We start from the raw sequence: 14,961 nt of genomic DNA, 5'->3' as shown, positions 1-14,961 counted from the left end.
TCAATGATCAAGCCCATCTAGCCAATTGCCAATCTGTGGTTATGATGCGCTATCCGAAGCCAAAACCGGTGATTTATGCCCTCCAAGAGAAGTGCTGCCCAACAAACAACGAAAATCAGCAAAACTTCGAAAATACCTCCCGCCCTCCACTCCCTCCGAGGTGTAAAGACCTGGAAGGAAGCCACGGACTGGCTCAAGATCCGCGGCATCGAAGACGTCGAATGCATCACGCCCGATCTTGCCGGCGTTCCGCGCGGCAAGATGATGCCGACCTCGAAGTTCACCTCCAATACCTCGCTGGCGCTGCCGTCCGCCGTCTATCGCCACACGATCTCGGGCGAATATCCAGACGAAACCGGCCAGTTCCGCTACGATTCCCGCGACAGCGACATCAAGCTCGTGCCCGATCTCTCGACCCTTTCGGTCGTGCCCTGGGAGACCGACCCGACGGCGCAGGTGATCTGCGACATCGTCGGCTCGCAGGGCGAACAGATCAGCTACACGCCGCGCAACGTGCTGAAGCGCGTGGTCGATCTCTACAAGCAGAAAGGCTGGAAGCCGGTCGTAGCACCCGAGATCGAATTCTACCTCGTCGCCACCAATGACGATCCGGATTATCCCCTGCATCCACCGAAGGGCCGCTCCGGTCGCTCGATTCTCGGCGGCCAGGGCTATTCGATCGCCGGCATCAACGAATTCGACGAACTGATCGACGACATCTACCACTTCTCGGAGAAGCAGGGTCTCGAGATCGATACGCTGATCCACGAAGAAGGGCCGGCGCAGCTGGAGATCAACCTGCGCCATGGCGATCCGATCGAGCTGGCCGACCAGGTGTTCCTGTTCAAGCGCACCATCCGCGAGGCGGCGCTGAAACACGGCATCTACGCCACCTTCATGGCGAAGCCCATGCAGGGCCAGCCGGGCTCGGCGATGCACATTCACCAGTCGGTGGTCGAGATCAACACCGGCCGCAACCTGTTCTCCAACCCGGACGGTTCCGCATCGAAGGAATTCTTCCACTTCATTGGCGGCATGCAGCACTATGTGCCGCGCACGCTTGTGATGATGGCGCCCTATGTGAACTCCTTCCGCCGACTGACGCCCGACATGTCGGCGCCGGTCAACACCGCCTGGGGCTACGACAACCGCACCACCGCCTTCCGCATCCCGGTGTCGGAGCCGGTCGCCCGGCGTATCGAGAACCGGCTGCCGAGTTCAGATGCCAATCCCTATCTGGCGCTCGCGGCCTCGCTTGCCTGCGGTTATCTCGGCATCATCGAACAGCGCGAACCGACGGCGCCGACCGAGGACACGGCCAACGAGGGCGAGATCGACTTGCCCCGCGGCCTGCTCGAAGCCGTGGCCCTGCTGGAATCGGCACCGTCGCTGGCCGAGGTGCTGAGTCCGGAGTTCATCGCCATCTATGCCGGCGTCAAACGCGGCGAGTTCGAGACCTTCATGCAGGTCATCAGTCCCTGGGAGCGCGAATTCCTGCTTCTCAACGTCTGACCTCAGAGGTTCTCCATGTCCTGGCAAAGCCCGATCTCGCCCGGTTATTCCTGGTATGAGGCGACGGTTCCGGACCGACCGGAGTATCCGGCCATGCCGGGATCGCGGAGAGCCAATGTCGCGATCGTGGGCGGCGGCTATACGGGATTGCAGGCGGCTTACAACCTTGCCAAGCAAGGCGTCGACGTCACCCTGATCGACGCCTGCCGCTTCGGCGACGGCGCCTCTGGCCGCAATGGCGGCCAGTTTGGCACAGGTCAGCGCGCCTGGGCGGATGAGACGGAGGAAAGCGTCGGCCATGAGCGGGCGCAGGCACTGTTCGACATGGCCGAGAACGCCAAGCGTTACGTGCTCGACTTCGCGAACGGGAACGGGATCGACATCGAATTCGTGCCAGGCCAGCTCTCGGTCGGGCACAAGCAAAGCCTCGAAAAAGACTATCGCGACCATGCCGAAGCGATGGCGGCGCGCTTCGGCTATCCGCATCTGACTTTCATGGAGCGCGAGGAAACAGCAAGCCGGCTCGGATCGAACCACTACCACTTCGGCATTCGCGATGCCGGCACCGGCCATATCCACCCCATGAAGCTGCTGGTCGGCCTTGCGAAACAGGCAGCGCTGGCCGGCGCCAACCTTTTCGAGCAGACCAAGGCCCTGAAAATCGACCGCCAGGGTGGCGCGATCGTCATTGCCACCGACCGCGGCACCATCACCGCCGACCGCGTTCTCGTCGCCTGCAATGCCTATATCGGCAACCTGGAGCCGGTGAGCGCCAGCCACGTCATGCCGATCCGTTCCTTCATCGGCGCGACGACGGTGCTTTCGGACCACCCTGATGTCATTCCCGGCGGCGAATCGGTCGACGATTCGCGCTTCGTCGTGCGCTACTTCCGCAAGTCGCGGGATGGGCGGCTGCTGTTCGGCGGCCGCGAAGCCTATACGGCCGACAATCCGCGCGACATCTCCACCCATATCCGCCGGCAGATCAGCGAGATCTACCCGCAGCTCGCCAATGTCGAGATCACCCACGCCTGGGGCGGCTCCGTCGGTATCACCATGCCGCGCACCCCCTTTTGTCGCGAGGTCATGCCGGGCGTCACCTCGATCGGCGGCTATTCCGGCCACGGTGTGATGCTCTCCAACTATTGCGGCAAGCTCTATGCGGACCTGGCGCTCGGCAAGGGCACCGAGCTCGACCTCTTGAAGGCTCTGAAAATCCCGGCTTTTCCGGGCGGAACCCGGTTCCGCTCCGCCCTTCTCTTCTTCGCGCTTAGCTGGTACGCATTACGCGACAGGTTTTGAAAAACGCTTGCGGCGGCATTTTATTGCGCCGCACTCTAGCGCCTTTAAATCGATTAGATTATATGTGCCCCTGACCTGAACAGATCGAGATATCCCATGAGCAGCCAGATCATCCCCGTCGAACCATTTGACTATGTGGTGTTCGGGGGCACCGGCGATCTTGCGGAGCGCAAGCTGTTGCCGGCGCTCTATCACCGCCAGTTGGAAGGCCAGATCACCGAGCCGACGCGCATCATCGGCGCCTCGCGCGCGGCACTCAGCCATGAGGACTATCGCAAGTTTGCCGTCGATGCTCTGAAGGAACATCTGAAGGCGGAAGAGTACAAGGAAGAGGAAGTCGCGAAGTTCGCTGCACGCCTGTTCTACGTCTCCGTCGACGCCAAGTCCGACCAGGGTTGGGACTCGCTGAAGAAGATCCTCGAAGAGGGCAAGGAGCGCATCCGCGCCTTCTATCTCGCCGTCGGCCCTGCGATCTTCGGCGACATCTCCGAGCGCATCCGCGATCACAAGCTGATCACCAAGAACACCCGCATCGTCGTCGAAAAGCCGATCGGCCGCGACCTCGCCTCTGCGACCGAACTCAACGACACGATCGGCAAGGTTTTCCGCGAAGAGCAGATCTTCCGCATCGACCACTATCTCGGCAAGGAGACGGTGCAGAACCTGATGGCGCTGCGCTTTGCCAACGCGCTCTACGAGCCGCTGTGGAACTCGGCCCATATCGACCACGTGCAGATCACCGTGTCGGAAGCCGTCGGGCTTGAAAATCGTGCCGGCTACTACGACAAGGCCGGCGCGCTGCGCGACATGGTGCAGAACCACATCCTGCAGCTCGTCTGCTTCGTCGCCATGGAAGCGCCGACCTCGATGGACGCCGAAGCGGTGCGCGACGAGAAGCTGAAGGTTCTGCGCGCGCTGAAGCCGATCACCTCGTCGAATGTCGAGCAGGTGACGGTGCGCGGCCAGTACCGCGCCGGCGCTTCGGCCGGCGGCCCGGTCAAGGGCTACCTCGAAGAACTCGAAGGCGGCGTTTCGAACACCGAGACCTTTGTAGCGATCAAGGCGGAAGTCAGCAACTGGCGCTGGGCCGGCGTGCCTTTCTACATCCGCACCGGCAAGCGCCTTGCCGGTCGCATGTCGGAAATCGTCATCACCTTCAAGCAGATCCCGCATTCGATCTTCGACAGCAATGCCGGCCGCATCTCGGCCAATCAACTGGTCATCCGCCTGCAGCCGAACGAAGGCGTGAAGCAGTCGCTGATGATCAAGGATCCGGGCCCGGGCGGCATGCGCTTGCGCAGCGTCTCGCTGGACATGAGCTTTGCCGAAGCCTTCGCCGTGCGCAATGCCGATGCCTATGAGCGGCTGCTCTTCGACGTCATCCGCAACAACCAGACGCTGTTCGTGCGCCGCGACGAGGTCGAGGCCGCATGGAAGTGGGTCGATCCGATCCTGAAGGCCTGGGAAGAAACCGGGCAGCAGGTTCAGGGCTACACCGCCGGCACTTGGGGTCCGAGCCAGTCAATTGCGCTGATCGAGCGTGACGGCCGGACCTGGAACGACGCGATATAGGTGCGCCGATGACGTCTAAGCTTCATACATTCGAAAACGGCGCGGCACTGGCGCAAGGCCTTGCCGATGCGGTCAGCAGCGCTCTTTCTGCCGGTGTCGCCGCACGCGGCTCCGCAAGCATCGCCGTCTCCGGCGGCTCCACGCCCAAGGCATTCTTCCAGGCGCTTTCGAAGAAGGACATCGCCTGGGACAAGGTGACGGTGACGCTGGTCGACGAACGCTTCGTGCCGCCGGAAAGCGACCGCTCCAACCATGGCCTCGTGGCGGCCAACCTGCTTCAGGACAAGGCCGCTGCAGCAACTTTCCTGCCGCTCTACCAGGCAGCCCCGACAGCGGAGGCCGCGGCTGATCTCGCAAGCCGGGAAACGGCGAAGATCGGTGCACCGTTCGATGTGGCGATCCTCGGCATGGGAACGGACGGGCACACTGCATCGTTCTTCCCGGGCGGATCGCAGCTCGCGCGCGCCATCGATCCGGCAACGCCGCGCGGCGTGATCACGATGGAAGCCGAGGGTGCCGGCGAAACCCGGCTGACCTTTACTTTTGCCAGCCTCCAGGATGCGCGGCTTCTGGTGCTGCACATCGAAGGCGAAGGCAAGAAGACGGTTCTCGCCAAGGCCGAAGAAGCCGGCGACGAGAAGGACATGCCGATCCGCGCGATGCTGCGCCGCGCCGCGTCGCCGGTGCAGATTTACTGGGCGCCGTAGATCGGAATGATGTTGGGCCGAACCGGCCCGATAGGAACTTTGGAGACACGTTCAGCCGGTGGCACGCTCCCGTCGGAATGGACAGGTGTTTCTGAGAAACGCCGGGACGCGGCTTGCGCTCTCCCAAGCTCGCCGCGCTCCGGACGATGACTGGATGAAGATGAGGAGTCTGAAGACTCCGGAACAGGATTTGTCATGTCCGCCGATTCCCGCATTGCCTCGATCACGGCTCGCATCGTCGAGCGCTCGAAACCCCACCGCGAGCCCTATCTCGATCGCGTCCGCCGGGCGGCATCGAGCGGTCCGCATCGCAGCGTGCTCGGCTGCGGCAACCTCGCGCATGGATTTGCGGTCTGTTCCCCCGCCGAGAAGGTAGCGCTTGCGGGCGACCGCGTGGCCAATCTCGGCATCATCACCTCCTACAATGACATGCTTTCGGCGCATCAGCCGTTCGAGACCTATCCGGCGCTGATCCGCCAGGCGGCAAGCGAGGCAGGGGGCGTCGCACAGGTTGCCGGCGGCGTGCCGGCCATGTGCGACGGCGTCACGCAGGGGCAGCCGGGCATGGAGCTCTCGCTGTTTTCCCGCGACCTGATCGCCATGGCCGCCGGCGTCGGCCTGTCGCACAACATGTTTGATTCCACCGTCTATCTCGGCGTCTGCGACAAGATCGTGCCGGGCCTCGTGATCGCAGCGCTCACCTTCGGCCACCTGCCGGCGATCTTCGTTCCCGCCGGACCAATGACCTCGGGCCTACCGAACGACGAGAAGGCGCGGGTCCGCCAGTTGTTCGCCGAAGGCAAGGTCGGCCGCGACGAACTGCTCGAGGCGGAATCCAAGTCCTACCACGGACCGGGAACCTGCACCTTCTACGGCACCGCCAACTCCAACCAGATGCTGATGGAGATCATGGGCTTCCACCTGCCCGGCGCTTCCTTCATCAATCCGGGCACGCCGCTGCGCGACGCGCTGACCAAGGAAGCCGCCAAGCGGGCGCTGGCGATCACCGCCATGGGCAACGAGTTCACCCCGGCGGGCGAAATGATCGACGAGCGCTCGATCGTCAACGGCGTCGTCGGCCTGCATGCGACCGGCGGGTCGACCAACCACACGATGCACCTCGTCGCCATGGCGCGGGCTGCCGGCATCTTGCTCACCTGGCAGGACATTTCAGAGCTCTCGGACATCGTTCCGCTGCTGGCCCGCGTCTATCCGAACGGGCTCGCCGACGTGAACCACTTCCACGCCGCCGGCGGCATGGGCTTCCTGATCAGCCAGCTGCTTCGCGCCGGCCTGCTGCACGACGACGTGCGCACCGTCGTCGGCCAGGGACTCGACGCCTACAAGATCGACGTCCGGCTTGGCGCCAACGGCAATGTCGAACGCGTGCCGACGCCGAAGGAAAGCGCTGACCCGAAGGTGCTTGCGACCATCGATCAGCCGTTCCAGCATTCGGGCGGCCTGAAGATGCTGACCGGCAATCTCGGCAAGGCCGTCATCAAGATCTCTGCCGTCAAGCCGGACCGTCACATCATCGAGGCGCCTGCCAAGATCTTCCACGACCAGGCCGAGCTCAATGCCGCCTTCAAGGCCGGCAAGCTCGAGGGCGACTTCGTCGCCGTCGTGCGCTTCCAGGGTCCGAAGGCGAACGGCATGCCGGAACTGCACAAGCTGACGACCGTGCTCGGCATCCTGCAGGACCGCGGCCAGCGCGTCGCCATCCTGACGGACGGCCGCATGTCCGGCGCCTCCGGCAAGGTGCCGGCGGCAATCCACGTGACGCCGGAGGCCAAGGACGGCGGCCCGATCGCTCGCATCCAGGAAGGCGATATCGTCCGCATCGACGCTGTTGCCGGAACGATCGAGGTGCTGGTCGAGGACATCGCACTCAAGACACGTGTGCCCGCGCATGCGGATCTTTCGGACAACGACTTCGGCATGGGCCGCGAGCTGTTCGCGCCGTTCCGCGCGATCGCGGGTGCGGCTGATCAGGGCGCCAGCGTTCTCTTCCACTGACATAGAAAAGCGCCGCTCCCGTTGGGGCGGCGCTTGGTCTTCAAACGATCGTGAAAAGCTCAGGGCAGTGGCCCGGGGAACATGTCGTTGCGCCCGTCATAGCGCTCGATTTCCAGCGTGAAGACATCGACCCTCTCGATGCAGCGCGCATTGATCGAGATCTTGTTATCCGGATAGCCGCTGCGCATGATCGGAGTCGAACAGGTCGGGCAGAAATGGTGCCCCTCGTTGAGCCCGCGCCAGATGTAGCTCGACAGGCGACGCTTTTCGGTCAGCAGCTTGACCTTGGCGGCATCCACCTTCCAGTGCAGAAAGCCGGAGCGCCGGCAGGTGGAGCGATTGCAGTCGACGAGACCGGTAAGCTCTTCGTCGACTTCGACGGCGATATCGCCGCAATGGCACGAAAGCAGATAGGGCCGCTGCATGGTTCAGGTCCGAATCCGTTGATTGAGACCACAACCATCCATTGAGCGCGGTGGAGCCGTCAAGCCCAGCATGGCACTCAGCGGTAGATGTCGAGCGTCCGGTTGCGGTGGTTCGGATGGCTGCTGTAGACGAAGATACGATTGAGGTCGCGGTCCGTCAGCATGCGCAGGAAGCGCGCCTCGATGACGTTGTTGGCATGCACCCGCTTCAACAGGCAGCCGACCATCTGGATGCGTGCGCTCGGGATATCCAGGTAGAAATTCTGTGGCAGCTGGTACTGCGTGAGGATGCTGATCAGCGCGCCGCTTTTCGAAAGCTTGATGATTTCGCAGCGACGAGAGCTCAGTTGCGTCATGCCCTTCTCAGTGTATTCGATGCGCGCCTCGTTTCGCGTGTCCTCCATCGGGAAGCTGGTCTCCCGATCGTACATGAAGGACTCTTCCTTGTTCAGGAAGTGCTGCAAGACAGGTGCCGCGCCGTTCATCGAAATGCCTTTCCATATCCCCTTTTGATACAGACTAGCGGCAGAGATTTAACAGACGGTTGGTCCGACGACCGGATGAAAAACCGCCCGGCAAAAACCGGGCGGAGCAAGTTCGTGACCAGGAATCTTGGTTACGCAATCCTCAACGCAAAGCCGCTTCGCACGCTTCCTTGGAAGTAGGCCGCAATTCCGGACGGAAAACCGCTTCGCACTTTTCCTGCAATTGCTTCAGACGCGGTAGCTGCGGCCCTCGTCGTTGAAGAGGTGGAGCTTGGCCTTGTCGGCCGTGAAGCGCACCTTGTCGCCGCGGTGAACCGGCAGGATGCCGGGGATCTTGGCGATGATCGGCTCCTTGTCGACGAGACCCTCGATATAGAGCAGGGTCACTTCGCCGAGCGCCTCGACGATCGAGATCGTGCCTTCGAACAGGAAGTCGTCGCCTGTCGAGACCTGCAGGTCTTCCGGGCGAACACCGAAACTCGCAATCTTGCCGTTCTGCGAGGAGTCGGTCGGGATATCGAGCGTCACGCTCTTGCCGCCGGTCAGCTTCACCGTCGTCTGCGCGCCGGTCGCCGTGATCGTCGAAGGGATGATGTTCATCGCCGGCGAGCCGATGAAGCGCGCGACGAACAGATTGGCCGGACGCTCATAGAGTTCGAGCGGCGGGCCTACCTGCTCGATGTGCCCCTGCGACAGCACGACGATGCGATCGGCGAGCGTCATTGCCTCCACCTGGTCGTGAGTGACGTAAATCATCGTCGTGCCCGCCATCTGTTCGCTGAGCTTGGCGATCTCGATGCGGGTGGCGACACGAAGGGCCGCGTCGAGGTTCGAGAGCGGCTCGTCGAACAGGAAGACCTTGGGGTCGCGGCAGATGGCGCGGCCGATGGCGACGCGCTGGCGCTGGCCGCCGGAAAGCGCCTTCGGCAGACGGTCGAGATACTTGGTCAGCTGCAGGATATCGGCGGCGTTGCGCACGCGACGGTCGATCTCTTCCTTGCTTTCCTTGGCGATCCGCATGCCGAAAGCCATGTTGTCGTAGACGGTCATGTGCGGATACAGCGCGTAGGACTGGAACACCATGGCGATGCCGCGCTTCGACGGCGGCACGGTGTTGACGCGCTCGCCGTCGATGAACATGTCGCCGCCAGTGATCTCCTCGAGACCCGCAATCATGCGCAGAAGCGTCGACTTTCCACAGCCGGACGGGCCGACGAAGACGATGAACTCGCCCTGCTTGATGTCGAGATTGATGCCGTGAATGACATCGACCGCGCCGTAGGACTTGCGGATATCTTTAAGCAGCAGACCCGTCATTGCACCCTCCTCTTCGGTTCTTCCCGTCTATCTCTGTTGTCATCTGCCTTCACACCAGCCGCGCGAAGTAGGCGCCCCAGGCCGGCAGATGCACCGTTCCGTTCTTGACCTCGGACACGAAGCCGTGCCCTTCCAATGCAGCCACCGGCTCGTTCGGCAGCGTGGCCGCAGCCGGCACGCCGCTCATGTTGAACAGGCAGAAAAGCTTCTCGTTGCCGTGGCTGCGCACGAAAGCAAGCACCGAGCCGTCCGTGCTCAGGAACTCGATCTCGCCCTTGGCAAACGCCGGATACGCCTTGCGGAAATGCAGGAAGCGACGGTAGTGCTCGAGCACCGAGGCCGGATCGCCCTGCTGCGCCGACACGGCGCGGGCGAGATGTTCGGCCGGAACTGGCAGCCAGGGTTTTGCGCTGCCGAAGCCGCCATTGACCGTGGCACCGTCCCAGACCATCGGTGTGCGGCAACCGTCGCGACCCTTGAAATCCGGCCAGAACTGGATGCCATAGGGATCCTTCAGGTCTTCATAGGCAAGCTCGGCTTCCGACAGCGCCAGTTCCTCGCCCTGATAGATGCAGACCGAGCCGCGCAGCGACATCAGAAGGCTCGCAAGCAGTTTCGCATGAGCGTCGCGATCGGCAACGCCCGCTCCCCAGCGGCTGACATGGCGCACGACGTCATGGTTCGAGAAGGCCCAGCAGGCCCAACCTTCTGGCGCCGCCTTCTGGAAGTTTCGGAGAACCTCGGCGACCGTCGCCGGTGTCAGCGGATCCGGCGCCAAGAATTCGAAGGCGTAGCACATCTGCATCTTGTCGCCGCCGGAGGTATATTCGCCGGCGATCTCCAGACCGCGCTGGCTGTCGCCGACTTCGCCGACCGCAGCGATCGCCGGGAACTCGTCCATAACGGCGCGGAAGCGCTTCAGGAACTCGAGGTTCTCCGGCTGGTTCTTGTCGTAGAGATGTTCCTGATAGTTGTAGGGGTTGACCGCCGGTGCGGTCTGGGCGTTGCGGCGCTCCGGCGCCAGCGCCGGATTGTCGCGCAGCTGCTTGTCGTGGAAATAGAAGTTGATGGTGTCGAGGCGGAAGCCGTCGACGCCGCGCTCCAGCCAGAAACGCTCGACGGCCAGCAGCGCATCCTGCACTTCCGGATTGTGCAGGTTGAGGTCCGGCTGCGAGGTCAGGAAGTTGTGCATGTAATATTGCAGGCGCGTCGGATCCCACGCCCAGGCCGAGCCGCCGAAGATCGACAGCCAGTTGTTGGGCGGAGTGCCGTCCGGCCTGGAATCAGCCCAGACGTACCAATCAGCCTTCGCGTTCGTCCGGCTCGACCGACTTTCGACGAACCAGGGATGCTGGTCCGACGTGTGCGAGAGAACGAGGTCGATCATCACCCGGATGCCGAGGCGGTGCGCCTCGGCTATGACCGCGTCGAAATCGGCGAGGCTGCCGAAGATCGGGTCGACATCGCTATAGTTGGAGACGTCATAACCGAAGTCCTTCATCGGCGAGGTGAAGAACGGCGAAATCCAGATTGCGTCGGCACCGAGGGCGGCAATATGCGGCAAGCGGGCAACGATGCCCTTGAGGTCACCGATGCCGTCGCCGTTGGAGTCCTGGTAGGAGCGCGGATAGATCTGGTAGATCACCGCGCCGCGCCACCAATCCCGATCGGCCTGCAAAGTGGAAGTGCTCATTTCGGTCATGCTCATTGTCGTCGAAAGTCCTTAGATGTCAGCCGCCCTTGACCGAGCCCGCCAGCAGGCCGCGCACGAGATAGCGCTGCAGGCTGAAGAAGACGATCAGCGGAACGATGATGGTAATGAAGGCGGAGGCCGTCAGGATCTCCCAGTTGCCGCCGCGTGAACCGAGCAAGTTGACGAGCCGGCCGGTCAGAACCAGTTCGTCGGGCCCCGCGCCCAGGAACACGATGGCGACCAGCAGGTCGTTCCAGGTCCACAGGAACTGGAAGATCGCGAAGGAAGCGAGCGCCGGGAAGGACAGCGGCAGGATGATCTTGACGAAGATATCGAAATCGCTGGCGCCATCGACGCGGGCGGATTCCATGATTTCGCGCGGCAGGCCGGCCATGTAGTTGCGAAGCAGGTAGATCGCCAGCGGCAGGCCGAAACCGGTATGCGCCAGCCAGATGCCGACATAGGTCTTGGCCGGCACGCCGAAGAAGGCGCCGACGCCGTTATAGAGCTTCAAGAGCGGGATCAGCGACATCTGCAGTGGCACGACGAGCAGACCGACGACGACGGCAATCAGGATTGCCCGCCCCGGGAACGGCATCCAGGCAAGCGCATAGGCTGCGAAGGCGGCGATCATGATCGGGATGATCGTCGCGGGAATGGCGACGGTCAGCGAGTTGATGAAGGAGCGGCCGATGCCTTCGGCACTCAAGACTTCGCCGTAGTTTTCAAAAGTGAAGCGTGGCGGCGAGGACGCGGTTATGAAGACGCGCTGGCCGCGCGACCCTTCCATCTTCTTGTCGGAGACGATCTCGAAATTGCCGTCGGCCTGCACGCTCAGCTTTTCGCCGTCGTTGAGTTCGGCGGTTTCGCCGGCCTTGAACGCGGTCGGCTCGCGGCTGTTAAAGCCGAAGGCCGAGATCTGCCCCGCCTGCCCGTCGAGCAGGTTGCCGGAAATGACGAACTTGCCGTCGCGCTCGACCTGGGCGTCCGGGCCGGGTGCGCGAACGACGATGTTCTGCGACGAGGTCGAAAGCGCCGTCCACCAGCCGGAGACGGCGAGCTGATCCTTGTCGCGCAGGGACGAGATCAGGAGGCCCGCGGTCGGCAGCGTCCAGAGTGCGACGATCAAAAAGACCGAGAGGTGGACGACCCAGATGAGGGGAGAGCGTGTCGCTGGATTCATCTCAGTGCCCCTTCATTTCCTTGGCCGCATTGCGGATGTTCCAGACCATGATCGGAATGACGAGGATCATGATGACGACGGCGATCGCCGCCCCCCGACCGAAGTCGCCGCCACCGCGGAACATCCAGTCGAACATGAGGTTGGCAAGCACCTGGCTCTGCCACTGGCCGTTGGTCATGGCGAGAACGATGTCGAAGACCTTGAGCACCAGGATGGTGATGGTCGTCCAGACCACGGCGATCGTGCCCCAGATCTGCGGCACCATGATCTTGAAGAAGATCTGCCAGCCATTGGCGCCGTCGATGACGGCCGCCTCGATCGTTTCCTCCGGGATGCCACGAAGGGCCGCCGACAGAATGACCATGGCAAAACCGGTCTGGATCCAGACGAGGATCGCCATCAGGAAGAAGTTGTTCCAGAAGGGCAGCGTGATCCAGGCCTGCGGGTCGCCGCCGAAGGCAACGACGATGCCGTTCAGCAGACCGATCTGTTCGGCACCCTCGGGGCGAAAATCGTAGATGAACTTCCAGATGACCGCGGCGCCGACAAACGAGATCGCCATCGGCATGAAGACCAAGGTCTTGGCGATATTGCCCCACCAGATGCGATCGGTGAGCGCGGCAATGATCAGGCCGAAGAACGTCGCCAGCGCCGGGACCACCAACAGCCAGAGGAAGTTGTTGTAGATCGACTGGCGGAACTCGCCGTCGTTGACCATCCAGACATAATTGCTGAAGCCGACGAAGTTCTGGCCTGCGCGATCATGAACGCTGTACCAGAGCGACATGAAGACCGGATAGATAAGGTAGATCGTCAGCGCGAACAGCGCCGGGCCCAGGAACAGCCATGGGCGGATGGCGTTGGTGATGCGCAGGTTTCTCGAGGCGACAGCGCCGGATTTCCCTTTCGACGGGAAGATCAGGTCGAGAATGAAGCTGGTTCCCCAGAAGTAGGCGGCGCAGCCAATCACCCCGCCCAACATGAACCCTGCAGCTATTAGAAGCTGAAACAACATGACATGTCCCTCCCCCTCGGTGCACGGTCGCGTGCAGGGCTGGCGATTGTCGCCGTTCTCATTGGGGTGCCCCACCTCTCCCGTGAACGGAAAGCTGCTTTCGCATGTCCGTCCTCTCCTGGCAGCGAACCCGCATCGGCAACGGGCGGCATCTCTGCCGCCCGTCATCCGGTGTTACTTGATGGCGTCCCAGGCCTTCTGAACGCCGTCGGCAACGTCAGCCGACGACTTGCCGCCAACGAAATCGACCATACCGGTCCAGAACGCGCCTGCACCGATCTTGCCCGGCATCAGGTCGGAACCGTCAAAGCGGAAGGTGGTGGCGTTCAGGAGGATTTCGCCCTGCTTCTTCAGCGGCGGATTGCCGTAGGTATCGACGTTGACGCTCTTGTAGGGTGTCAGGAAGCTCGTCTGCGCCATCCAGACTTCATGCGCGATCGGCGTCTTCAGGAATTCGATGAAGGCGCGTGCGGCCGGCGAATCCTTGGTGATCATGGCGAGCGTGCCGGCGCCGAGCACCGGATTGCCGAGTTCCTTCTTGCTCTCGTAGGGCGGCATGTAGAAGAAGTCGGCATCCTCGCCGATCTTGGTGCCCTCAGGGAAGAAGGACGGGATGAACGACGCCTGGTGGTGCAGGTAGCACTTCGGCGGCGAGGCGAAGAGGCCCTTCGGGCTGTCGCGGAAGTCGGTGGAAGCAACGGCTGCAGCGCCGCCATCGACGAACTTGTCGTTCTTCGCAAACCAACCGAACTCGTCGATCGCGCCGACGACGGCCGGATCGGTGAACGGAATCTCGTTCTTGACCCACTTGTCGTAGACATCGGCCGGCTGGGTGCGCAGCATCATGTCCTCGACCCAGTCGGTCGCCGGCCAGCCGGTCGCGCCGCCCGAACCGAGGCCGATGCACCACGGCTTGCCGCCGTCGGCGGCGATCTTCTCAGTCAGCGCCTTCAGCTCTTCCATGGTCTTCGGCACTTCGTAGCCGGCGTCTTCGAAGTTCTCGGGCGAGTACCAGACGAGCGACTTTACGTCGATCTTATATGGAAACGCATAGAGCGCGGCATTGCCGTCCTTGCCCTTGTAGGTCGACAGATCGACCCAGGACTGACCGGCGGCATAGTTGTCGAGCAGCCACTTCTGGGTTTCGTCGCCGAGCGGCGTCAGGTAGCCCTTGGAGGCGAGATCGGCGATCAGACCCGGCTGCGGGAGGATCGAGATTTCGGAGGGGCTGCCGGCCTGGGTGTCGATGACGATCTGCTGCTCGTAGTTTTCAGACGAGGAGTACTTGATCTCGGCGCCCGTCGCTTCGGTGAAGTAGGCATAGACGCTCTTGAACAGCGCCTCGTCTTCGCCGCGCCAGGGGCCGAAGATCGTCAGCGTCTGGCCCTTGAGGTCGTGGCCCTTCTTGAACTCCTCGAAGCTCGCCCAGTTGAACTTCGTACCTTCGCCCGGCTTGAATTTGAGGTCGGCGGCGCCGGCTGCACCTGCAATCAGGGCAAAGGCGGCCACGCCCAACAGCAATGATCTCTTCACGTTCTTCTCCTCCCAAAGATGAACCCGGATCCCGCCGGGCAGACGACAATGCGCGAAAAATTCAAAGCGCTTTGAGTTCGCTAACAAACCATTGCGACACGCGCGGAGTCAAGAGCTTTCCCATCGCTGTTCTCCATGCGACGTATTTGTGCCCTGCGGTAACGTTTTGCACCGCGCAATAGTTGAATTCCGCTTTGTTGC

The 14,961-nt window shown here is 62.4% G+C and carries 12 protein-coding genes; 5 read left to right on the top strand and 7 right to left on the bottom strand.

Annotated elements, in window-relative coordinates:
• Window positions 1–75: 75 nt before the first annotated feature.
• The 5 genes from IB263_RS03200 (at window position 76) to edd (ending at window position 7,109) form a co-directional block, all read left to right on the top strand.
• Window positions 76–1,512, top strand: coding sequence for a glutamine synthetase family protein (locus IB263_RS03200; RefSeq protein WP_034800800.1), 1,437 nt, complete (start codon window positions 76–78; stop codon window positions 1,510–1,512).
• Window positions 1,513–1,527: 15 nt separating this feature from the next.
• The gene (locus IB263_RS03195; protein ID WP_192437585.1) at window positions 1,528–2,814 is read left to right on the top strand and encodes an FAD-binding oxidoreductase; all 1,287 of its coding nucleotides are present in this window, start codon (window positions 1,528–1,530) and stop codon (window positions 2,812–2,814) included.
• 96 nt (window positions 2,815–2,910) lie between these two features.
• The gene (gene zwf / locus IB263_RS03190) at window positions 2,911–4,386 is read left to right on the top strand and encodes a glucose-6-phosphate dehydrogenase (RefSeq protein ID WP_034800796.1); all 1,476 of its coding nucleotides are present in this window, start codon (window positions 2,911–2,913) and stop codon (window positions 4,384–4,386) included.
• Between the two features lie 8 nt (window positions 4,387–4,394).
• A complete protein-coding gene (gene pgl / locus IB263_RS03185; protein WP_060601914.1) occupies window positions 4,395–5,093 on the top strand; it encodes a 6-phosphogluconolactonase in 699 nt (232 codons plus the stop codon).
• A gap of 195 nt (window positions 5,094–5,288) precedes the next feature.
• Entirely contained in the window at window positions 5,289–7,109 is a 1,821-nt protein-coding gene (gene edd / locus IB263_RS03180; protein ID WP_112975983.1) for a phosphogluconate dehydratase, read from the top strand.
• 59 nt (window positions 7,110–7,168) lie between these two features.
• On the opposite strand, the gene IB263_RS03175 is transcribed toward edd, so the two are convergent.
• The 7 genes from IB263_RS03175 to IB263_RS03145 all read right to left on the bottom strand — a co-directional run bounded on the left by IB263_RS03175 (window position 7,169) and on the right by IB263_RS03145 (window position 14,760).
• Window positions 7,169–7,534: a GFA family protein gene (locus tag IB263_RS03175; RefSeq protein WP_192437583.1), complete on the bottom strand. Its 366-nt coding sequence runs from the start codon at window positions 7,532–7,534 to the stop codon at window positions 7,169–7,171.
• Between the two features lie 77 nt (window positions 7,535–7,611).
• Window positions 7,612–8,019, bottom strand: coding sequence for a hypothetical protein (locus IB263_RS03170; protein ID WP_034800789.1), 408 nt, complete (start codon window positions 8,017–8,019; stop codon window positions 7,612–7,614).
• Between the two features lie 228 nt (window positions 8,020–8,247).
• The gene (locus IB263_RS03165) at window positions 8,248–9,336 is read right to left on the bottom strand and encodes an ABC transporter ATP-binding protein (RefSeq protein WP_060516511.1); all 1,089 of its coding nucleotides are present in this window, start codon (window positions 9,334–9,336) and stop codon (window positions 8,248–8,250) included.
• 49 nt (window positions 9,337–9,385) lie between these two features.
• A complete protein-coding gene (locus IB263_RS03160; protein WP_371814046.1) occupies window positions 9,386–11,038 on the bottom strand; it encodes an alpha-glucosidase family protein in 1,653 nt (550 codons plus the stop codon).
• 28 nt (window positions 11,039–11,066) lie between these two features.
• Window positions 11,067–12,212, bottom strand: a complete 1,146-nt coding sequence (locus IB263_RS03155; protein WP_113504855.1) for a carbohydrate ABC transporter permease — start codon at window positions 12,210–12,212, stop codon at window positions 11,067–11,069.
• A gap of 1 nt (window position 12,213) precedes the next feature.
• A complete protein-coding gene (locus IB263_RS03150) occupies window positions 12,214–13,227 on the bottom strand; it encodes a carbohydrate ABC transporter permease (RefSeq protein ID WP_113554013.1) in 1,014 nt (337 codons plus the stop codon).
• A 174-nt stretch (window positions 13,228–13,401) separates the two neighbouring features.
• Complete coding sequence (locus tag IB263_RS03145; protein WP_192437578.1) at window positions 13,402–14,760, bottom strand: ABC transporter substrate-binding protein; 1,359 nt, start codon at window positions 14,758–14,760, stop codon at window positions 13,402–13,404.
• Window positions 14,761–14,961: the final 201 nt, after the last annotated feature.

It is taken from the genome of Ensifer sp. ENS03, assembly GCF_014852035.1.
GTDB classification, from domain to species: Bacteria; Pseudomonadota; Alphaproteobacteria; order Rhizobiales; family Rhizobiaceae; genus Ensifer; species Ensifer adhaerens.
This window is presented reverse-complemented; position numbering and strand designations above follow the sequence as displayed.